We start from the raw sequence: 21460 nt of genomic DNA on the forward strand, positions 1-21460 counted from the left end.
CCATATTCGGGAAGGGGCCCCGAGAGGCTCACGAGGGCATTGCGCGCTTCGGGCTGTCAACCTCCCGCTACCGTGAGGGACGCCTCATGGCCCCCGCCCACCCCAAAAGCGCATGAAGCAGCACGAAACGGAATCAGCGAGGTTTCGACAAAGCGGGCCATAAGGGAGCTCTCGCATCACCCGCACCCTCTGTGCCGAGCGGTCCCGAAAGGGCTCGACAGCCGGAAAGGCCCTGCTCAGCCGTAGGTGTCGCCGGGCCCCTTGCTCCCGGGGGACCGGAGCGGGCCGAACCTGCGCTGCTGACCACCCGGCCCGAGAACCTTGATCATCCGCACGGTGCCGTGGCCGAGGTCCGTGTTCAGCCGGGCCACCAGCTGCGGAGCCAGCAGCCTCAGCTGCGTCGCCCACGCCGTCGAGTCGCACTGCACGGTCAGGACCCGCTCGGCCGGATCGTCGTCGTACCGCAGCGGGACGCAGTGATTGGCCAGATCGCCACCCACGATCTGCGGCCAGCGGCCCATCACGCCGCCGACGGCCGCCGGGGTCTCCCAGCCGCGCTCGGTGATCAGCCGGTTGATCGCCGAGCCCAGCGCAAGCGGATCACGGCCGTCCGAGCGCGCTCCGGAACGCAGCCCACCACCGCGCCTGGCCTGCTTCCTCTGCTGCGCCGCCGCGCCCCTCGCACGGGCCTGCTCCTTCGCCGCGCGCAGAGCCACCCGCGCCAGGTCGACGCCCGACACCTCCGGCTGCTTCGCGGGGCCGGGCGCGTCCGAGCCCTCGGATCCGCTCACAGCCGCTCCACCGCCCCCGCCGACACCGCGTACCGGGCACCCGCCAGCACACCCGGGACGTCGTCGTCGACAGCGGCCGTCACCAGCACCTGCTCGGCCGGGGCGACCAGCTCGGCCAGCCGCTCCCGGCGCCGCGCGTCCAGCTCGGCGAACACGTCGTCGAGAACCAGGACGGGTTCGTTGCCCTCGGTGCGCAGCAGATCGTACGAGGCGAGCCGCAGCGCCAGGGCGTACGACCAGGACTCGCCGTGGCTCGCGTACCCCTTCGCCGGCATCCCGCGCAGACCGAGCACCAGGTCGTCCCGGTGCGGTCCGACCAGCGTCACGCCACGCTCGATCTCCTGCTTCCGCGCCTGCTCCAGCGCGGCGATCACCTGCTCGTAGAGCTCCTCACGGGTGCGCGCGGGCTCCAGCTCGGACCCGACCGAACTGCGGTACTCCAGCGTCAAGGGTCCACCGCCGGGCGCGACGTCGGCGTACGCCTTGTCCGCCAGGGGCTGCAGCGTCGCGATCAGATCCAGCCGCTGCGCGAGGAGTTCGGCCCCCACCCGGCCCAGGTGCTGGTCCCACACGTCCAGCGTGGACAGGTCCATCGACCGGCCGCCGTGCCTGCGGGCCATGGCCGCGGACTTCAGCAGGGTGTTGCGCTGCTTCAGCACCCGCTCGTAGTCGGAGCGGACGCCGGCCATGCGCGGGGAACGCGCCGTGATCAGTTCGTCGAGGAAGCGACGTCGCTCGCCCGGATCGCCCTTCACCAGGGCGAGGTCCTCAGGAGCGAACAGCACCGTCCGTACGATCCCCAGCACGTCACGAGGTCTGACCTGCGACGACCTGTTGATACGCGCACGATTGGCGCGGCCCGGATTGAGTTCGAGCTCGATCAGCTGCGAGCGTTCGCCCTGGGTCACCGCCGCACGCACGACGGCACGCTCGGCTCCCATCCGGACCAGGGGAGCGTCGGAGGACACCCGGTGGCTGCCGAGCGTCGCCAGGTAGCCGACCGCCTCGACCAGGTTGGTCTTGCCCTGCCCGTTGGGCCCCACGAACGCGGTGACGCCCGGGTCGAGAGGGACCTCGACCCGGGCGTACGAGCGGAAGTCGGCCAGCGAGAGATGCGTGACGTGCATGGTCGCCGACCTTTCCGACTGCTCTGCTGTGTGCTGCTGTGCCGCCTGCTGCCTGCGGCTACTTCTTGTTCTCGACCGCGTGGCCGCCGAACTGGTTGCGCAGCGCGGCGATCATCTTCATCTGCGGGGAGTCGTCCTGTCGCGAGGCGAAGCGCGCGAACAGGGAAGCGGTGATCGCGGGCAGCGGGACCGCGTTGTCGATGGCGGCCTCGACGGTCCACCGGCCCTCGCCGGAGTCCGCCGCGAAGCCGCGGAGCTGGTCGAGGTGCTCGTCGTCGTCCAGCGCGTTGACCGCCAGGTCGAGCAGCCAGGAACGGATGACCGTGCCCTCCTGCCAGGAACGGAAGACCTCGCGCACGTCCGTGACGGAGTCGACCTTCTCCAAGAGCTCCCAGCCCTCGGCGTACGCCTGCATCATGGCGTACTCGATGCCGTTGTGGACCATCTTGGCGAAGTGGCCGGCGCCGACCTTGCCCGCGTGCACGGAGCCGAACTCGCCCTCGGGCTTGAGTGCGTCGAAGATCGGCTGGACCTTCTCCACGTCGGCCGCGACGCCGCCGTACATCAGGGCGTAGCCGTTCTCCAGGCCCCAGACACCACCGGAGACGCCGCAGTCGACGAAGCCGATTCCCTTGATGCCCAGCTCCACCGCGTGCTTCTCGTCGTCGGTCCAGCGCGAGTTGCCGCCGTCCACGACGACATCGCCCGGGGAGAGCAGCTCGGCCAGCTCGTCGACGGTGGACTGGGTCGCGGCACCCGCCGGGACCATCACCCACACGACGCGCGGACCCTTGAGCTTGCCCACAAGCTCTTCGAGGCTGTGGACATCGGCGACGTCCGGGTTGCGGTCGTAACCGATGACGGTGTGGCCTGCGCGGCGGATGCGCTCGCGCATGTTGCCGCCCATCTTGCCGAGGCCGACGAGACCGAGCTCCATCAGAGATTTCCTTAAGCGTTGTGCCGATTCGTACCCGGGACCGAGCCTACGCCCGGCCGGGACGGCACGGCGGGGTGCAGCACGGTGGGCACGCACTGCGCTGAGCCTGCCCACCCGAAGCCGCGATGACGGGAGCGACCCCCGGATCAGCCGGAGAGGCGGACCGGCATGATCAGGTACTTGTACGCGTCGTCGGCCTCCGCGTCGACGGCCGCACGACCGCTGAGCAGCGCGGGCTTGGTCGACGTGGTGAAGGAGAGCTGGGCGACCGGGGAGTCGATCGCGCTGAGCCCGTCCAGCAGGAAGGTCGGGTTGAAGGCGATCGAGATGTCGTCGCCCTCCAGCACCGCGTCGACGCGCTCCACAGCCTGTGCGTCGTCGCTCGAACCCGCCTCCAGGATCAGGACGCCCTGCTCGAAGCTGAGCCGCACCGGGGTGTTGCGCTCGGCGACGAGTGCCACACGCTTGACGGCCTCGACGAACGGGGCGGTCTCGATGACCGCGACCGAGTTGAACTCGGTGGGGAAGAGAGTCCGGTACTTCGGCAGGTCGCCCTCGAGCAGCCGCGTGGTCGTACGGCGTCCCGCGCCCTCGAAACCGATCAGCCCTTCGCCGGCACCCGAGCCGGACAGCGCCAGCGTCACCGTGTCGCCGCTGGTGAGTGCCTTGGCGGTGTCCAGGAGCGTCTTGGCGGGCACCAGGGCCACGGCCGAGGCATCCGGGTTCTCCGGCTTCCAGAGGAACTCACGGACCGCGAAGCGGTAGCGGTCGGTCGAGGCGAGGGTGACGGTCTCGCCCTCGATCTCGATCCGGACGCCGGTCAGGACGGGCAGGGTGTCGTCACGCCCGGCTGCGATCGCCACCTGGGCCGCCGCAGAGGCGAAGACCTCACCGGGGACGGTGCCCGTGGCGGTCGGCATCTGCGGAAGTGCCGGGTACTCCTCCACAGGCAGTGTGTGGAGTGTGAACCGGGAGGAACCGCAGACCACCGTGGCGCGCACACCGTCGGTGGAGATCTCCACCGGGCGGTTGGGAAGGGCACGGCAGATGTCGGCAAGGAGCCGGCCGGAGACGAGCACCGTGCCGTCCTCCTCGACCTCGGCGTCCACGGACACCTTGGCCGAGACCTCGTAGTCGAAGCTCGAGAAGCTGAGGGCACCGTCCTCAGCCTTCAGGAGAAGGCCCGCGAGAACGGGCGCGGGCGGACGGGCCGGGAGGCTGCGGGCCACCCAGGCCACTGCCTCCGCGAGTACATCGCGCTCCACCCGGATCTTCACCGGAACCGCCTCCTGCTGTTGCTCGCTCGCCCTGCTGGCCTTCGTCGTCTGACCGGGGCTCCCCGCCGATGGGCTGGGTGGGCCGCCGGGGTCCAGTCTGACGTACAGCGCCGACAGCCGTCGCTGCTCGGGGTCAAGTCGCGCCAAGAGGTCCGCCGAGCTCGCCGCTCGAGTTGTGCACAGGCCCCACTTCGAAGCTGATTCCTGGCTAACTCTGAGTGGTAGTAGTAGTAGGCCCTGTGGAAACCGTGGATAACGTCGTTTTTGCAGGTCAGACGCGGTTTTTTGTCCACCGACCCTGTGGGTGACACCGGTGGACAACCAGGCGTTTCTGTGGATACCCGAAAGTTCTGCACACCCGATACACAGGGCGGAGCGACTTCTCCCCAAGGCTGTCCCCAGGTTTACCCCCGTTCCCCACAGCTAAACCCAGGCCCCTGGTGTGACGCCTTTCACTCGTGCCGGTGATGGCGGGTGTCGCGTTGCCGAACAGTGGACAGGGGTGTGGAGAAGCTGGGGACAACGGACGCCCGCCTGTGGGCCGCCGGTGGACAACAGCAGTGAGCCCCTGTGGACGAATTTTCTGTCCACAGGCTGTGGATCATCGTTGACCACAAATCCCCAGGCGTGTGACCTGGCCTGATGGAGTATCGGCAGCGGGCCCTGTGGACGCAATCTGAACAACTTCTCAGTCCCCAGGCTGTGGACGCCGAAATCCCCGCTGATCTGTGGAGAAGGGCCCTCGCAGAGCCTGTATTCGAACACTTTGCTCGGCCGCCGGCGGATCGGACGACGTCGAGCAGGCTCCGGAACGGACCCTCGGAGGCCTTCCGACCCCTCTCGCCGACTCTCCGGAGTACCTGTCGTCCCGCTCTCGACCCGTCTCCTGACGACGAAGGGCGCCTTGCGAGGACCATCCGTGGTCCTCGCAAGGCGCCCTTGGACGCGCTGTGCGGCGGGAGTACGGTCGCCGCCGCTGTCTGCCTCAGCCGTTCTTGATGCGGTTCGTGAGCTCGGTGACCTGGTTGTAGATGGAGCGTCGCTCCGCCATCAGCGCGCGGATCTTGCGGTCGGCGTGCATGACCGTGGTGTGGTCACGTCCACCGAACTGGGCGCCGATCTTGGGCAGCGAGAGATCGGTCAGCTCGCGGCACAGGTACATGGCGATCTGGCGGGCCGTCACCAGCACACGGCTGCGAGACGAACCGCAGAGGTCCTCCACCGTCAGACCGAAGTAGTCCGCGGTCGCGGCCATGATGGCCGGCGCCGTGATCTCGGGAGCCGAATCCTCGCCGCCAGGGATGAGGTCCTTGAGCACGATCTCGGTCAGACCGAGATCCACCGGCTGGCGGTTGAGGCTCGCGAACGCCGTCACACGGATGAGCGCGCCCTCCAGCTCGCGGATGTTGCGCGAGATGCGTGAGGCGATGAACTCGAGCACCTCCGGCGGGGCGTTGAGCTGCTCCTGCACCGCCTTCTTACGGAGGATCGCGATGCGCGTCTCCAGCTCCGGGGGCTGGACATCGGTGGTCAGGCCCCACTCGAAACGGTTGCGCAGGCGGTCCTCGAGCGTCACCAGTTGCTTGGGGGGCCGGTCGGAGGACAGCACGATCTGCTTGTTGGCGTTGTGGAGCGTGTTGAAGGTGTGGAAGAACTCCTCCTGCGTCGACTCCTTGCTCGCGAGGAACTGGATGTCGTCCACCAGCAGGATGTCCACGTCGCGGTAGCGCTTGCGGAAGGTGTCGCCCTTGCCGTCGCGGATCGAGTTGATGAACTCGTTGGTGAACTCCTCGGAGCTCACGTACCGCACCCGGGTGCCGGGGTAGAGACTGCGCGCGTAGTGCCCGATGGCATGCAGCAGGTGGGTCTTGCCGAGCCCGGACTCCCCGTAGATGAAGAGCGGGTTGTACGCCTTCGCCGGCGCCTCGGCGACGGCGACGGCCGCGGCGTGCGCGAAGCGGTTGGAAGCGCCGATCACGAAGGTGTCGAAGAGGTACTTCGGGTTCAGCCTGGCGTGCGGCTCGTTGGTGCCGGGCGGCGGCGCGGACTGTGTGCCCATGGGGCCGCCCCCGGCCCGGCCGGTACCCGGTCCGCCCTGGCGGTGCTGCGGCTGCTGATCCTGCAGATCCCGGCGGTCCCGGTTGTCCCGCTGCTGCTCGTAGCCCTGGTGCTCGGGCGGCTGCTGGCGGTAGTCGTGCTGCGGCTGCTGGGGACGCGGGCTCGCGTACGGGTCGCGCTCCTGGTAGCCGCCGTGCCGGGGCTGCCAGGAGAGGTCCTCCTGGGTGCGGGGCCACGCGCCGGGCTCAGGGCGGTGCTGCTGGTAGTCCGGATACGCGGGGCGGGCCGTCGGCATGCCGTCGTCGGATGGCCTGCGGCCGTAGTTGTCGTACCCGTCGTCGTGCGGGGGCTCGTCGTGTGGGTGGGGACCTTGGTACCGGTGGGACTGCTGCTGGATCTGGCGGGGCTGGTGGAGGGGAGGTGCCGGCGGTTCTCCCGCGGAGTCGTCGACCGTGATGGCGATCCGGATCGGCCGGCCGCACTCACGGGTGAGCGTCTCGCTGATCAGCGGGGCGAGCCGGCCCTCCAGGACGCGCTTGCCCCACTCGTTGGGTACGGCCAGCAGCGCGGTGTCGGCGACGAGTGCCAGGGGCTGGCAGCGCTCGATCCACTGCTTGTCCTTCGGCTCGATGCCCTGCTGGCCCTCCCCGAGGAGTTGTTCCAGCACTCGTGGCCACACTGCGGCAAGATCGGCAGGTACGTCAGCCACAAGGCACGCTCTCTCGCAGGTCCCACGAATGTGTGCTTCTCGGGACGGGATGGGTCGGGTCGGGTGAGGCCCGGCAGGGGGGTAGGAAAAGAACCGGAGTTCAGCCACGGTAGTCAGGCCGACCCGCACGGTTCAAGTTGTTGTCCACAGGCTGTGTACAGCACGGGGTGGCGCGGAGCCGGTTTGACCGGATGGCGCAGCCGCGCGTACCGTGACCAGGTCGAGTTGTCGATGGCTGCTGCCGCCTGCCTCCGATGGGCAAAGATCACGATCTGTGATTGTGAAGCGGTGCACTAAGGCGTTTACGCGAGTTCCTCGTGGGCGCACGGTGACAGCCAGGCGATGTCCCGCCAACACACGAATCATTTCTGGAGCCCCCGAGTGAGCAAGCGCACCTTCCAGCCGAACAACCGTCGTCGCGCCAAGACCCACGGCTTCCGGCTGCGTATGCGTACCCGTGCCGGCCGCGCGATTCTCGCGAACCGCCGTGGCAAGGGCCGCAGCAGCCTGTCCGCCTGATCGCTTACAGGTCCATGACGTGCTGCCTACAGAGAACCGGCTGAGGCGGCGCGAGGACTTCGCGACCGCGGTACGACGAGGACGTAGGGCAGGACGCCCGCTACTCGTCGTCCATCTAAGCAGCGGTGTAACGGACCCGCACGTGTCTGGGGAGAGTGCTCCTCAGCCGCGTGCGGGTTTCGTTGTCAGCAAAGCAGTGGGTGGAGCGGTCGTCCGCACCGCGGTGAAGCGGAAGCTTCGTCACCTTGTCCGCGATCGGCTGGCCCAGCTGCCCCCCGGTAGCCTTGTTGTCGTACGAGCGTTGCCCGGAGCGGGTGACGCCGACCATGCACAGCTGGCCCGAGACCTGGATGCCGCCCTCCGGCGGCTGCTGGGAGGGGGCGCGCGATGAAGTACCCGCTGCTGGCTTTCATCAAGCTGTACCAGTGGACGATCAGCCCGCTTCTCGGGCCTGTCTGCCGCTACTACCCGTCGTGTTCCCACTATGGATATACGGCGATCGACCGGCACGGTGCGATCAAGGGAACAGCGCTGACCGCATGGCGCATCCTGCGTTGCAATCCGTGGTCACCCGGTGGCGTGGATCACGTTCCGCCACGCAAACGTCCGCGTTGGCACGAACTGCTGCGCACCTCGCTGCGCGGTGGCAAGGGCGGGGACTCCGCCGCCGATGTGCCTTCCGGGAGGTCGGTCTCCGAACCCCTGAGCCCGGCCACAGAGACCTCGCCCAAAGCTCAAGGAGCCTGATTAGTGGACACGATTGCCAGTCTGTTCAGCTTTATCACCACACCTGTTTCGTGGGTCATCGTCCAGTTCCACAAGCTGTACGGAGCGCTCTTCGGCGATGACACGGGGTGGGCCTGGGGCCTCTCCATCGTGTCCCTGGTGGTCTTGATCCGGATCTGTCTGATCCCGCTCTTCGTCAAGCAGATCAAGTCGACCCGCAACATGCAGGTGCTCCAGCCGAAGATGAAGGCTATCCAGGAGCGCTACAAGAACGACAAGCAGCGTCAGTCCGAAGAGATGATGAAGCTGTACAAGGAGACGGGCACCAACCCGCTCTCCTCGTGCCTTCCCATCCTGGCGCAGTCCCCGTTCTTCTTCGCCCTTTATCACGTGCTCTCGGCCATCGCCTCGGGCAAGACGATCGGCGTCATCGACCAGCCGCTGCTGGACAGCGCACGTCAGGCCCACATCTTCGGCGCCCCGCTGGCCGCCAAGTTCATGGACAGCGAGGAGAAGGTGCAGGCGCTCGGCGCCTCGCTGATGGACGTCCGCGTCGTCACCGCGATCATGATCGTGATGATGTCCGCGTCCCAGTTCTTCACTCAGCGCCAGCTGATGACCAAGAACGTCGACCTCACGGTGAAGACCCCGTACATGCAGCAGCAGAAGATGCTCATGTACATCTTCCCGGTGATCTTCGCGGTCATGGGTATCAACTTCCCTGTCGGTGTCCTCGTGTACTGGCTGACCACGAACGTCTGGACCATGGGTCAGCAGATGTACGTGATCAACCAGAACCCGACCCCGGGCAGCAAGGCGCAGGACCAGTACCTCGGCCGACTGCTGAAGAGCGTCACCGCCCATGGCGAGGTCCGCGGCAGGACGCGGCGCAACACCGTCAAGCGGATCTTCGCCAAGGGGCCCGACCGCAACGACATCGAGCGCAAGTTCATCACCGGCCTGGGCAAGCTGGGTCTCGCGGCCCAGGAGGACGGCAGTGTGGCCAAGAGCGATGCCGCCGTACTCGAGGCTGAGGGCGGTACCGCTGCCAAGCGGCAGCAGCCCAAGCGCCAGACCAAGGCGAAGCGTCATACCGCTGCCACGCACCCCGGTGCGGCGAAGGAATCCGACTCCACCGACTCGGGAACCAAGACCTCGCTCGAGAAGCAGGACGCACCTCAGGACGACAAGCCGAAGCCGGCGGGCAAGCCCGCCGCGTCCGGTTCCTCACGCCAAGCCAAGTCCGGACAGCGCAAGGGTCCGCAGCGTCCCAAGCACCCGTCCAAGAAGTAAGAAGGAGTCATTCCGTGACGGAAGGCACCACCACCACGGCCGCTGAGGGCAGCGACACTCTGACCCGCCTCGAGCAGGAGGGGGAGATCGCGGCCGACTACCTCGAAGGCCTGCTCGACATCGCCGACCTCGACGGCGACATCGACATGGACGTGGAGGCGGACCGGGCCGCGGTCTCGATCATCAGCGAATCTGCGCGTGACCTGCAGAAGCTCGTGGGCCGTGACGGTGAGGTACTGGAGGCGCTTCAGGAACTGACGCGTCTGGCCGTCCACCGTGAGACCGGTGACCGCAGCCGTCTGATGCTGGACATCGGCGGCTTCCGTGCCAAGAAGCGCGAGGTGCTCGCCGCGCTCGGTGCCAAGGCCGCGGACGAGGTCAAGAGCTCCGGCGAGCCGGTGAAGCTGGATCCGATGACGCCGTTCGAGCGCAAGGTCGTGCACGACGCGATCGCGGCAGCCGGTCTGCGCAGTGAGTCCGAGGGCGAGGAGCCGCAGCGCTTCGTCGTCGTCCTCCCGGCCTGACCGGAACTCTGTACTGTCGGCCCCGTCTGTTCGCAGGCGGGGCCGATCTTTGTCAGCCTGATAGTCAGCCACCCACATTGGGGCGGGGACTTCGTTCGGATCAGGTCGCACACACGAGTGCCAGGGTCCGAGAGCCCGGCATGATCTGAGCGACACCCTATGAGTGCGGTACGGAAGGACGGTCCCCGTGACGGAGGAAGCAGAGCTCCCTCAGGCGCCCGAGGAGGCGCATGCGGTATTCGGAGAGTTCTTCCCAGAAGCTGTCAGGTATGCGGAGCTTCTCGCTGACGCCGGGGTCAAGCGTGGTCTGATCGGTCCCCGCGAGGTTCCTCGTCTGTGGGAGCGGCACCTGTTGAACTGCGCGGTTCTCTCCGAGGTGGTTCCCAAGGGCGTGACAGTCTGCGACGTGGGATCGGGGGCCGGACTTCCGGGCATCCCGCTGGCGCTGGTGCGTCCTGATCTGAAGATCACGCTGCTTGAGCCGCTGCTGCGTCGTACGAACTTCCTTCAGGAGGTCGTCGAACTGCTTGGGCTTGACCACGTGACGGTTGTCCGTGGGCGTGCCGAAGAGGTCCTGGGGACCTTGCAGCCCGTGCATGTGGTGACGGCCCGTGCGGTTGCTCCTCTCGACCGGCTCGCAGGGTGGGGCGTTCCACTGCTGCGTCCGTACGGGGAAATGCTGGCACTCAAGGGCGACACCGCCGAGGAGGAGATTCAGGGGGCCCGTGCAGCCCTGAGCAAACTCGGCGTGGTGGAGGCCGAGGTGCTGCACGTCGGTGAGGGCTTGGTCGATCCCGCGGCCACAGTGGTGCGTGTGGTGGTCGGGGAGAGCCCGGGCGGTGTGAGGTTCGCCGCAAAACGAGCCAAGGCCGCGCGGGCCGGACGGGCTCGCCGGCGTCGCTGAGCCGATTACGCAGCGACCGTTTCACTGCTTTTTGGTGTCGTTTCCGCCGCTTAGCCTTGATGCTCCATGCAAGCATCGATATGTAATGTCTGCGGAGTGTCGGGGGTGTGCCGCTGGGCTGCGGAGGCATCGTGTTTCACGTGAAACGTCGCTCTCTGCTGCAGGGAATTATCGGCCGCGGTCGTGCGGCTGCCACGCCGCGCGGCCGTACCCCCGTGCGGGTCGTCAAGTTGTCCACAGAACCGGATTCATCCACAGAACAGTCGGCCTCGCTGGTTCACGACCCCGAAAGCATGGCAGGCTCTGTTCATTGCGAGCCTGAAGTCGAGGAGAGTGAATCCTTGCGGTCCGACGCCAACATCGCGGGACCGATGACCGACCCGGTCCCCGGTCCCCGTACCGAGTCCTTGGGGGACGGTGTTTCACGTGAAACACCGCCTCCCATGGACGACACACCCATCGGCCGTGCGGCCCAGTTGGCCGTCGAGGCCCTGGGCCGCGCCGGCGAGGGGCTGCCGCGACCAGACCGGACACGCGTCATGGTGGTGGCCAACCAGAAGGGCGGGGTAGGTAAGACGACCTCGACGGTCAATCTGGCCGCCTCGCTCGCACTGCACGGTGCGCGGGTTCTGGTGGTTGACCTCGACCCGCAGGGGAACGCCTCCACGGCTCTGGGGATCGACCATCACGCAGAAGTCCCCTCCATCTACGACGTCCTGGTGGAGAGCATGCCGCTCTCCGAGGTGGTCCAGCCGGTTCCGGACGTCGAGGGTCTCTTCTGCGCCCCAGCGACCATCGATCTCGCCGGTGCGGAGATCGAGTTGGTGTCGCTGGTGGCGCGGGAGAGTCGACTGCAGCGGGCGATTCAGGCATACGAGCAGCCGCTGGATTACATCCTCATCGACTGCCCGCCTTCCCTCGGTCTGCTCACCGTCAACGCGCTCGTTGCCGGTGCGGAGGTGCTTATCCCGATCCAGTGCGAGTACTACGCGCTGGAGGGGCTCGGCCAGTTGCTCCGCAACGTCGATCTCGTCCGTGGGCATCTGAACCCTGATCTTCACGTGTCCACGATCCTGCTCACCATGTACGACGGCAGGACCAGGCTGGCCTCGCAGGTCGCGGAGGAGGTTCGCACACACTTCGGCAAGGAGGTGCTGCGGACGAGCATTCCGCGCTCCGTACGCATCTCGGAGGCGCCGAGTTACGGGCAGACCGTCCTGACGTACGATCCGGGCTCCAGCGGGTCCCTCTCCTACCTCGAGGCCGCGCGTGAGATCGCCCTGAGGGGCGTCGGAGTGCGTTACGAGGCGCAGCATGCCTCCGGGGCCGAACATGCCCACACGGGCGTCCAGAACAGTCAGCGGAGTAATTCGGAGGGCATGCAGTGAGCGAGCGTCGTAGGGGGCTGGGGCGTGGGCTCGGTGCGTTGATTCCCGCAGCTCCGCAGGAGAAGCAGGTCCCGAACCCCGCATCCGGTGCGAACGGGACTGCCGTGTCGCCGGTCATGACGGCCGAGCGAGGTGTGGCTGCCGCGAAGGTCGCCGCGCTTCCCGCCGGCGTCATGGTTCCGGAGCCGAGTTCACTCGTCGCCGAGCTGGAATCCGTCACGGAACACACGGACTCGGCCGGTGCGTACTTCGCCGAGATCCCCCTTGCCTCGATCACTCCGAACCCCAAGCAGCCTCGTGAGGTCTTCGACGAAGACGCTCTTGCGGAGCTGGTCACCTCTATCAATGAGGTCGGCCTTCTCCAGCCGGTCGTCGTGCGCAAGGTCGCTGAGGACCGCTACGAGCTCATCATGGGTGAGCGTCGTTGGAGGGCATGCGGCGAGGCGGGACTCGAGCGAATCCCGGCCATCGTCCGTGCGACGGACGACGACAAGCTGCTCCTGGATGCGCTCCTTGAGAACCTGCACCGGGCGCAGCTGAACCCCTTGGAGGAGGCGGCGGCGTACGACCAGCTCCTCAAGGAGTTCAAGTGCACCCATGACCAGCTCGCGGACCGGATCGGTCGCTCTCGTCCGCAGGTGTCGAACACCCTTCGGTTGCTGCGGCTGTCTCCGCCTGTGCAGCGAAGGGTCGCGGCGGGAGTGCTTTCCGCCGGGCATGCGCGGGCGCTGCTGTCGGTCGACGACTCGGAGGAGCAGGATCGGCTTGCTCACCGGATTGTGGCCGAGGGCCTGTCGGTGCGGGCAGTCGAGGAGATCGTGAATCTTCTTGGCTCCGAGCCCACGAGTTCTGCAAAGCCTCGTGGCCCTCGGGCGGGTGGGCGGGTCTCACCGGCTCTGACCGACCTGGCCTCGCGCCTCTCCGACCGTTTCGAGACGCGAGTGAAGGTCGATCTGGGTCAGAAGAAGGGCAAGATCGTCGTCGAATTCGCTTCGATGGAGGATCTGGATCGCATTCTTGGCAGCCTTGCTCCAGGTGAGGGACGTGTGCTGGAGCGGAGTACCGAGGACGGGCAGGACGAGGCAGACGAGAGCTGAGCCTGCTGCGAGAAGTGGGGCGGGTCGGGTCCGGAGAACTTGCCGGAACTCGGCCCGCCCTTTGCTGTCTCTCGGTATCCGCATCACCTCTGGGTGGATACGATGCGTTCTGGTATGGCGTATCCACCACTGCGATACACCTCAAAGGAGGCGGGGGCCGTGCGATCAGTGAATCGCAGCCACCTGGTGTCAGTCGGGTTGGGACTTGGAGCTGTCGGGGGGTTTGTCGGCAGCCTGTTCCGAGAACGGAGTGCGCTCGCGGCCGCACGCGGTGCGGCGGGCGAAGGAAGCGAGGAACCGCCTTCATGGGGCGTCGGCTTGTACCGCTCACACTGGACAACCTTCCGGATCTCCCCCAGCGATGCCGCTCGTGCGTCTTCTGGGAACTTGATCCGGTCAGCGGGGAAGCCGCGGTAAAGGCAGGCAGATCAGCACTGGAGAAGGAAGCCTGGATCTCCGCTGTCCTGCTGGAGTGGGGATCTTGTGGGCGAGTCGTCTACGTGGATGATGTTGCCGCGGGATACGTCCTCTACGCGCCGCCCGCGTACGTACCTCGATCGACTGCGTTTCCCACCAGTCCTGTCTCCCCCGATGCCGTGCAGTTGATGACTGCTTTGATCGTGCCGGGCTTCCAGGGGCAGGGGATCGGCCGCATGATGGTCCAGACAGTTGCCAAGGACCTCCTGCGACGGGACTTCAAGGCGATCGAGGCATTCGGTGACGCGAGGTGGCGAGAGCCTTCGTGTGTCCTGCCCGCGGAGCACCTGCTCGCGGTCGGATTCAAGACGGTGCGCACACATCCCAGATATCCCCGGTTGAGGCTCGAGCTCCGCTCGACGCTGTCCTGGAAGGAAGACGTCGAGCTGGCACTGGATCGGCTGTTGGGCGCCGTGCAGAAGGAGCCGGCACTGCGGCCTCTCTGACCGCGGCTCCCGATGATCGGAGATCATGCAGAACGGGCCCACCCCGAGGGGAGGGCCCGTTTCACGTGAAACAGTCAGCTGTTACTTCTGGACGATGAAGTTCTCGAGGTCGCGAAGAATCGCAGCCTTCGGCTTGGCACCGACGATGGTCTTGGCCACCTCGCCGCCCTGGTACACGTTGAGTGTCGGGATCGACATCACGCCGTACTTCGCCGCAGTGGCGGGGTTCTCATCGATGTTGAGCTTGACGATCTCGATCTGGTCGCCGTGCTCCGCAGCGATGGCCTCCAGAGAAGGAGCGATCTGTCGGCACGGTCCGCACCATGCGGCCCAGAAGTCGACCAGGACGGGCTTGTCGTTCTTCAGGACGTCCTCATCGAAGGAGTCGTCGGTTACGTTCTTCAGGGCGCCGGCCACGGCGGCCTCCTTAGCTTCGGGGGAGTGTGGAGTTGGGGGACAGGTCAGACTGCCGGAGTCTTCTCCGGCTCGGCGAGCTGCTCGTCGGAGAGCGCAGCCAGGAACCGCTCGGCGTCGAGTGCGGCGGAGCAACCGGTGCCGGCAGCGGTGATGGCCTGTCGGTAGGTGTGGTCCACCACGTCACCTGCGCCGAACACACCCTTCAGGTTGGTCCGCGTCGACGGGGCCGCGACCTTGAGGTATCCCTCGTCGTCGAGGTCGAGCTGGCCCTTGAAGAGCTCCGTGCGAGGGTCGTGGCCGACGGCGATGAACAAGCCCGTCACCGGAAGCTCGGACGTCTCGCCCGTCTTGGTGTTGCGCAGGGTGAGGCTTGAGAGCTTCTGGTCCCCGTGGATCGTGGCAACCTCGCTGTCCCACGCGAACTTGATCTTCGGGTCGGCGAAGGCGCGCTCCTGCATGGCCTTGGAAGCACGCAGGGAGTCGCGGCGGTGGACGATCGTGACGGACTTGGCGAACCGGGAGAGGAAGGTCGCCTCCTCCATGGCGGTGTCGCCGCCGCCGATCACGGCGATGTCCTGGTCCTTGAAGAAGAAGCCGTCGCAGGTGGCACACCAGGAGACGCCGCGTCCGGAGAGTGCGTCCTCGTTGGGAAGGCCGAGCTTGCGGTGCTGGGACCCCGTGGTGACGATGACCGCCTTGGCCCGGTGCACCGTGCCGGCAGTGTCCGTCACCGTCTTCACATCGCCGGACAGGTCGACGGAGACCACGTCGTCGGGGAGGAGCTCAGCACCGAAGCGCTCGGCCTGGGCGCGCATGTTGTCCATGAGCTCCGGTCCCATGATTCCGTCCTGGAAGCCCGGGAAGTTCTCCACGTCGGTGGTGTTCATCAGCGCACCGCCGGCGGTGACGGCACCCTCGAACACCAGCGGCTTGAGGGACGCGCGAGCGGTGTACAGGGCGGCGGTGTATCCAGCCGGACCGGAGCCGATGATGATCACATTACGGACGTCGCTCACGGGTTCTTCCTCGTCTCTACGGACTGCCTACTGCCTACTGGGGTCGGTTCCTCGACTCTCACCCCACCCAACGGATCCTACGGGGCCCGCATTCCCGAAGTCCCCGACCGGATACCCGGTGCGCCCTCAGGGGCGCGCGTAGGAGTGCGTGAGCAGCAGCCGGCCCTCGGTGGTCGGGGAGGAACCCACGCATGAGGCGTCGACGACATAGGCCTGGACGAGGGTCGAGTCGCTCACGTGGGGCAGGACTACGAGGAAGGCGGCAGTGCCTCCGTAGTTTCCCTTCGTCAGAGCGAGGGCAGGGGTGTCCCGGCCGGTTCCCTCCTGGACGCAGGACGGCACATTCACGGTCGGTGCCCGTAGCGGAGTCTGGGGAGACGTGCTTCGAGGGGACGCGTTCTCCGGGGACGACTTGGTGTCGAAGGTCGGCCTGTCCGGGTCGTAGCCCGGAGCCTCGGACGGGCTTGCCTTGCTCAGGAGCGCCTGCACACGGCCTTCCAGCGAGGCCTTCGAGAGATCATCCTGACTCTTCTGCGCGGCGCCGACTCCTTGATCGGCCGCAGAGCCTGCGGAATCGGACTGCTGGAGGGACTGCAGAAGGAAGATGCTCATACCGACAGCTGCCGCACCGAAGGCCGTGCCGAGGATCACTCTGCGGCGCCTGCGTGATGAGGGCCGTCGGCCGGGGCCTGTGGCGCCGCGAGGGCGACCTGCTGGACGCGCCGCTGAGGTGCTCTCTCCCGGCTGCTCGGATGTTTCACGTGAAACAGAAGGCCCTGCGGTCTTTGTTTCGGCGGCTGCAGAAGCTTCTGCAGCCAGCGCGGCATCGATTCGTTCGGCGACATCGTCGGGCATGGGCTCGCGGAGGGGCAGGCTTCCGAGCAGCGAGCGGATTTCTTCGAGCGAAGCGTGAAGGTCGCCGCACTGCTCACAGCTGTCCAAGTGGTCGCGGAGGGCCGCCTCGCGAGCCGGCAGAAGGAGTCCCTCGCCAAGGTCCGAGATCTCCGAGTCGTCCGGGTGCTGAGCAGCGTCCGCTGTGTATGTCACGCGAGCCCACCTCCACCCTTCACAGCCGCAGGATCATCGTTGCCTGCGTCTCTTGGTCCTGACGCCGATGGGACGGATGCACCCTGCGTCCGGTTCCTTTTCATGGTGCCGCCCTCGCTGCCCTCTCTGTTGCTGCGTAGGTGGGTGAGGAGGGGTAGCAGTCTGGCCCGGCCCCGCGCACAGCGGCTCTTCACCGTTCCGGTCGGGACGTCGAGAATGCGCGCGGCCTCGGCGACCGGATAGGCCTGCATGTCCACCAAGATGAGTGCTGAGCGCTGCTCCGCCGGAAGGGTGGCCAGGGCCGCCAGAAGCTCCCGGTTCAGGTCCCGCCGTTCGGCTGGGACCTCGGCGGACTCGTGCGGCTCCATGAGCTGATCGAGTCGTTCGGTGTCGTTCACGGGGGCTGTCTTGCGCGAAGCCGCTTTGCGAGCACGGTCGAGGCAGGCGTTGACGGTGATCCGGTGCAGCCATGTGGTGACCGCGGCCTGGCCCCGGAAGGTGTGCGCGGCGCGGAACGCGGACACGAGTGCATCCTGTACCGCGTCGGCAGCCTCCTCGCGGTCGCCCAGCGTGCGAAGGGCCACGGCCCAGAGGCGGTCGCGATGTCGGCGAACCAGCTCACCGAAGGCGTCCGGTTCGCCTGCGACGTGTCGAGCCAGGAGATCCTGGTCGCTGGTGTCGGCGAATCTGGCGTCGTCCAACGGTGAGCCCCCTCCCCTGGTGCTGTCAGCTGGTGACCTTGATGTCCGAGATCTTGCCGCGGTAGTTCCCGTCGCCGCTCGGAGGCAACTGGGTCAACCAGACCAGAAGGTACCGCGCCTTCACCGGCTTGTCGGGCTTGAGGGACACCTTTGTTCCGGATCCCTTCGCGACCTCGGTGAAGCCATCCGGCATCTGAGGAACGGACGAGGCCTCGGTGGCCCTCAACTCGGCCGACGTGTTACCGCCGAGGAAGGACACATCCACGTTGCCCACCTCCTTGACCTCTCCGAGGTCCAGGACGACGCCGACGCCCTTCTTGAGCTTGCCGAAGTCGGCGCTGTAGTAGCCGTCGGTGTTCCAGTAGGAGTTCGCGTCCCCGTCGTAGGTGTTCCCTGTCGACGCCGGCTTCTCGGAGCCGTCGCCCAGGGGGTCGTAGTCCTGGGCCCCCGCGATGGTGACCGGCTTGCTCGGTTCGGCGTTGTTGTCATCGCCCGAGCTGTCGGTGCTCTGCGTGGGTGTGGGCTCACCGGAGTCCTTGTCCCGGTCGAGAACGGTCTCCGCCAGCTGCCAGCTGCCGAGGCCGAGGGCAGCGATGAGGAGGGCGGACACAGCCCACTTGAGAGCTTTGCCGGCGCGGCTCTGGAGAGGAGGCGGCGGGGTCGCGATGACCGGCTGCGTGGCGGACGTGGGGCGGGCGGACGGGCGCCCGTACGTCCCCTGCTGGTAGGTCGTGCGCTGGTACTCGGGCGGCGCCGTGAAAGTCGGCTCGGGCGGGAGGATCCGCGGCATGGCGGCGATTGCCTTGGCCAGCTCGTCCGGGGTGGTGCACGGCGGCTCCTGGCGCGACGCGGTGGCGCCGTCGTTGGCGAGCGCGCGCATGGCGAGTTCGGAGAGCCCCCGGTGGACTCCGGCACGAACCTGGTCCGGAGGGATCAGGCCCAGGTCCTTGGGAAGCCCTGAGAGACCGTAGGCATCGCTCTCGTAGGGCCAGCGGCGGGTCAGGGCGGCGTAGAGGAGCGCGCCGATGGCCTCGGTGTCCGTGCGCAGGGGCTTGTCTGCGGTGATGCCGCGAAGGGCTGCGTTCACGGCCAGGCCACGGATCCGGTACTGGCCGGTCGAGCTGCGCAGCACGGCTCCGGGCGTCAGGCGCAGATGGGCCAGGCCCTCCCGGTGGGCGGCTGCCATGGCCTGGGAGATCTGGCTCACCAGCTGGTACGCGTCGTGGGCGTCCAGCGGGCCCGCGGCCAGCAGGGCGGTGAGCTCGGTGGCGTCCGGGAGCCATTCGTGGACGACGTAGACGAGGTCGCCCTCCTCCACGGCGTCCAGAACCTGGACGAAGCGGGGGTCGCCGAGCAGCGCGGAGGAACGGGCGGCGGCCAGAACCGAGCGGGAGCGAGGATGGTCGGCCGGCAGCAGATGGACACCGACCGCGCGTCGGAGCTTCTCGTCCACGGCGCGCCAGCTGCTGAATCCGTCCAGCCGGGTGACGCACTCCTCGAGCCTGTAGCGTCCGGCCAGCTTGTGGCCGCTGTGCAGGTCGAGAGGCGCCGAAACGGCGTCCGAACCCTCCGGCCCGCCGTCCTTCGAGCCCGTGCCCTCTGAGTCCTGGGTTTCTGCCGTCCCGTCGGTCGTGGCCGCGTCCGCCTTGGCGGTCAGCGGCTCGTCGCCGCTGCTGTCGGCCACGTCGACAGCGGCCGTGCTACGTTCCGCCACCGTCGTTCCTGCCTCCCCATCCGTTGCGCGATGCCAGCCAGCTCTGCACAGTCACGCCAATTGTGCCCACACTCCAGCGCTATGCACGACACGCGGTGTCCGGCGATGGTTGTGCGGCTCGGCCTTTGTTCAGCGTCCGAGTCGTCCGCGGACCATGCCGACCATGCCGTTGAGCTCTTCGATGCGCATCTTCTTCGCGGCGACGAAGAATGTGCCCAGAAGGACGACGCTGCCGCAGACCAGGGCAACCACCGAGCCGCCGGCACCTTCACCGAGCATCTTCAGAAGTGCGAAGCCCACGCCCCCGCCGACCACTGCCGCGGGAACCGCCGCCATGCAGAGCCGGGCGTACGTGCGCACCACCCGAGCGCCGTCCAGGTCGCCGCCGAGCCGGTTGCTCAGCCGTCGCCAGGCGATGCCGACACCGACCGCGTAGGCCAGCCCGTACGACGCCGCCATACCCACGACTGCCCACTGCGCCGGAAGAACCACGTAGCAGAGTGCGGATGCCGCGGCGTTGACCGCCGCGACGATGACCGTGTTGTAGAAGGGGGTGCGGGTGTCCTCGTACGCGTAGAAGCCACGCAGCACGACGTACTGCACGGAGTACGGGATGAGACCGAGGCCGAAGGCCATCAGGATGAAGCCCATGGACCGTGCGGCCTCGGTGCCGCTGGAGGCGTAGAGCAGGGTGCACATCGGCAGACCGAGCGCGAGGAACGTGAAGGCGACCGGCACGATGGCCACGGCCGAATTGCGCAGCCCCTGCGAGATGTCGTCCCGGACGGCCCCCGGGTCGTTGTCGTGGGCGGCGCGGGAGATGCGCGGCAGCAGGGCCGCCATGACGGACACCGTGATGATGGCCTGAGGCATGCCCCAGATCAGCTGGGCGTTGGAGTAGGCGAGGAAGCCCGTCCCGTCCTTGCCCGAGAGATCGCCCGCCGCCGTCGCCAGCTGGGTGACGACCAGGACGCCTGCCTGGTTGGCCAGTACGAACAGGACCGTCCACTTGGCGAGCTTGACCGTCTTGCCGAGCCCGTGGCCCTTCCAGTCGAAGCGAGGGCGGAAGCGGAACCCTGCTTCGCGCAGGTACGGAATCATCGCCAGCGCCTGGACGACCAGGCCGAGCAGTGTTCCGATGCCGAGGAGGCGGACGCCGTCCGGCGGGATCGTCTCGACACCCATCCGGGACTCGGCGGCGCTGCCGTAGACCCAGATGAAGAGGCCGAACGTACAGATCATGACGATGTTGTTGAGGACCGGGGTCCACATCATCGCGCCGAACTTCCCCCGGGCGTTCAGGATCTGCCCCATCACCACGTGCACGCCCATGAAGAAGATGGTCGGCAGGCAGTATCGGGCGAAGGTGACGGCGACGCTGTCCGCCGCGGGGTCGTTCGCGATGGTGCTCGACATGAGGTGGATCAGCCACGGAGCCACGAAGACCGCGATCGCGACGATGGCGCCGAGCGCGACCATCACCAGCGTCAGCAGGCGGTTCGCGTAGGCCTCGCCACCGTCCGCGTCGTCCTTCATGGACCGTACGAGCTGTGGGACGAAGACCGAGTTCAGCCCACCGCCCACGGTCAGGATGTAGATCATGGTCGGCAGGGTGTACGCGATGGTGAAGCTGTCACCGAGCATGGCCGCACCCAGCGCGGCGGTGATCACGAGGCTGCGTACGAAGCCGGTGAGCCGGGACACCATGGTGCCCGCTGCCATCAACGCACTCGACTTCAGTATTCCGCCGGCCCGGCCGCCCGACTTCGGCGGTACGGGCGCGGGAGCCGCTTCGGGCTCGGCAGGCGGCCCCGGGGGACGGCCGGAGCCCTCCTGGTCGCGGAAGAGGTGAGCGAAGGCGTCCTGCTCCTCACGGTCACCGGATGCCTGTGTCACCAGGTCGTCCACCCCCACGTACTGCGTGGTAGCGGCGTTGTCCCCGTAAGGAAGGTGCCGGGAGGGGCCTGCAGGCTCCGGTGGCGGCGTCTGGGCCCAGATCCGGGGGTCAGGTGCGTACTGGGCCGCGGGAGGCTGCTGGTAGAGCGCCTGCGGCTCCTGGTACGTCCCTGGGGGCGGCGGGGGGTGAGAGGCGCGGTCGTAGAGGGCCTCGGCCACCGGGTCCTGGGCCGCGAGGTCCTGGGAACGGTACGGATCGTGGTCGTACGCGTGCTGCAGGTACGGGTCGGGTGTCTCCCCGTCCTGGCCGGAGCCCGGCGACACCTGCGGATCGCCGGAAGAACCAGCTCCGCCCGCGCCTTGGCCGCGGTCACCGTCGTACGGCGCGTTCATCGA

General features: G+C 67.5%; 20 protein-coding genes. 9 read left to right on the forward strand and 11 right to left on the reverse strand.

Annotated features, from left to right (window positions below):
• Positions 1-236: 236 nt before the first annotated feature.
• The 5 genes from AB0I83_RS12920 to dnaA all read right to left on the reverse strand — a co-directional run bounded on the left by AB0I83_RS12920 (position 237) and on the right by dnaA (position 6899).
• Positions 237-740 carry a DciA family protein gene (locus AB0I83_RS12920; RefSeq protein WP_356534643.1) on the reverse strand — a complete coding sequence of 168 codons (504 nt, stop codon included), beginning with the start codon at positions 738-740 and terminating at the stop codon, positions 237-239.
• Positions 741-787: 47 nt separating this feature from the next.
• Positions 788-1918: a DNA replication/repair protein RecF gene (gene recF, locus AB0I83_RS12925; protein ID WP_363304585.1), complete on the reverse strand. Its 1131-nt coding sequence runs from the start codon at positions 1916-1918 to the stop codon at positions 788-790.
• A gap of 58 nt (positions 1919-1976) precedes the next feature.
• A complete protein-coding gene (gnd, locus tag AB0I83_RS12930) occupies positions 1977-2855 on the reverse strand; it encodes a phosphogluconate dehydrogenase (NAD(+)-dependent, decarboxylating) (RefSeq protein WP_356534526.1) in 879 nt (292 codons plus the stop codon).
• Between the two features lie 146 nt (positions 2856-3001).
• Positions 3002-4132 (reverse strand): DNA polymerase III subunit beta, encoded by a 1131-nt coding sequence (gene dnaN, locus AB0I83_RS12935; RefSeq protein WP_356534524.1) that lies wholly within the window; start codon positions 4130-4132, stop codon positions 3002-3004.
• A 985-nt stretch (positions 4133-5117) separates the two neighbouring features.
• Complete coding sequence (gene dnaA / locus AB0I83_RS12940) at positions 5118-6899, reverse strand: chromosomal replication initiator protein DnaA (protein ID WP_356534522.1); 1782 nt, start codon at positions 6897-6899, stop codon at positions 5118-5120.
• A gap of 381 nt (positions 6900-7280) precedes the next feature.
• Here dnaA and rpmH point away from each other — a divergent pair, with 381 nt between their 5' ends.
• From rpmH to AB0I83_RS12985, 9 genes are all read left to right on the forward strand, one after another.
• Complete coding sequence (gene rpmH, locus AB0I83_RS12945; protein WP_003967884.1) at positions 7281-7418, forward strand: 50S ribosomal protein L34; 138 nt, start codon at positions 7281-7283, stop codon at positions 7416-7418.
• A gap of 19 nt (positions 7419-7437) precedes the next feature.
• A complete protein-coding gene (gene rnpA / locus AB0I83_RS12950; RefSeq protein ID WP_356534520.1) occupies positions 7438-7809 on the forward strand; it encodes a ribonuclease P protein component in 372 nt (123 codons plus the stop codon).
• Complete coding sequence (gene yidD, locus AB0I83_RS12955; RefSeq protein WP_363304586.1) at positions 7806-8165, forward strand: membrane protein insertion efficiency factor YidD; 360 nt, start codon at positions 7806-7808, stop codon at positions 8163-8165. The genes rnpA and yidD overlap by 4 nt, the downstream gene beginning before the upstream one ends.
• Before the next feature lie 3 nt (positions 8166-8168).
• Positions 8169-9437 carry a membrane protein insertase YidC gene (yidC, locus tag AB0I83_RS12960; RefSeq protein ID WP_356534516.1) on the forward strand — a complete coding sequence of 423 codons (1269 nt, stop codon included), beginning with the start codon at positions 8169-8171 and terminating at the stop codon, positions 9435-9437.
• 14 nt (positions 9438-9451) lie between these two features.
• Positions 9452-9961: a R3H domain-containing nucleic acid-binding protein gene (locus AB0I83_RS12965; protein WP_356534514.1), complete on the forward strand. Its 510-nt coding sequence runs from the start codon at positions 9452-9454 to the stop codon at positions 9959-9961.
• A gap of 187 nt (positions 9962-10148) precedes the next feature.
• On the forward strand, positions 10149-10865 hold the full coding sequence (rsmG, locus tag AB0I83_RS12970) for a 16S rRNA (guanine(527)-N(7))-methyltransferase RsmG (protein WP_356534512.1): 717 nt from the start codon (positions 10149-10151) through the stop codon (positions 10863-10865).
• A gap of 293 nt (positions 10866-11158) precedes the next feature.
• Positions 11159-12253 (forward strand): ParA family protein, encoded by a 1095-nt coding sequence (locus AB0I83_RS12975; RefSeq protein ID WP_356841211.1) that lies wholly within the window; start codon positions 11159-11161, stop codon positions 12251-12253.
• Positions 12250-13350, forward strand: a complete 1101-nt coding sequence (locus AB0I83_RS12980; RefSeq protein ID WP_363304587.1) for a ParB/RepB/Spo0J family partition protein — start codon at positions 12250-12252, stop codon at positions 13348-13350. The genes AB0I83_RS12975 and AB0I83_RS12980 overlap by 4 nt, the downstream gene beginning before the upstream one ends.
• A gap of 305 nt (positions 13351-13655) precedes the next feature.
• Positions 13656-14273, forward strand: a complete 618-nt coding sequence (locus AB0I83_RS12985; RefSeq protein WP_356534510.1) for a GNAT family N-acetyltransferase — start codon at positions 13656-13658, stop codon at positions 14271-14273.
• Between the two features lie 81 nt (positions 14274-14354).
• Here the strand turns inward: AB0I83_RS12985 and trxA are convergent, their stop codons facing one another.
• From trxA to murJ, 6 genes are all read right to left on the reverse strand, one after another.
• On the reverse strand, positions 14355-14690 hold the full coding sequence (gene trxA, locus AB0I83_RS12990; RefSeq protein ID WP_356534508.1) for a thioredoxin: 336 nt from the start codon (positions 14688-14690) through the stop codon (positions 14355-14357).
• Between the two features lie 44 nt (positions 14691-14734).
• A complete protein-coding gene (gene trxB / locus AB0I83_RS12995; protein WP_363304588.1) occupies positions 14735-15706 on the reverse strand; it encodes a thioredoxin-disulfide reductase in 972 nt (323 codons plus the stop codon).
• 126 nt (positions 15707-15832) lie between these two features.
• On the reverse strand, positions 15833-16318 hold the full coding sequence (locus AB0I83_RS13000) for a hypothetical protein (RefSeq protein ID WP_363304589.1): 486 nt from the start codon (positions 16316-16318) through the stop codon (positions 15833-15835).
• A gap of 431 nt (positions 16319-16749) precedes the next feature.
• A complete protein-coding gene (gene sigM, locus AB0I83_RS13005; protein ID WP_356534503.1) occupies positions 16750-17454 on the reverse strand; it encodes an RNA polymerase sigma factor SigM in 705 nt (234 codons plus the stop codon).
• 25 nt (positions 17455-17479) lie between these two features.
• Positions 17480-19168: a serine/threonine protein kinase gene (locus AB0I83_RS13010; protein WP_363304590.1), complete on the reverse strand. Its 1689-nt coding sequence runs from the start codon at positions 19166-19168 to the stop codon at positions 17480-17482.
• Between the two features lie 129 nt (positions 19169-19297).
• Positions 19298-21457 carry a murein biosynthesis integral membrane protein MurJ gene (gene murJ, locus AB0I83_RS13015; RefSeq protein WP_363304591.1) on the reverse strand — a complete coding sequence of 720 codons (2160 nt, stop codon included), beginning with the start codon at positions 21455-21457 and terminating at the stop codon, positions 19298-19300.
• Between the last annotated feature and the right edge of the window lie 3 nt (positions 21458-21460).

Source organism: Streptomyces sp. NPDC049970 (assembly GCF_040660235.1).
In the GTDB taxonomy this organism is placed as follows: Bacteria; Actinomycetota; Actinomycetes; order Streptomycetales; family Streptomycetaceae; genus Streptomyces.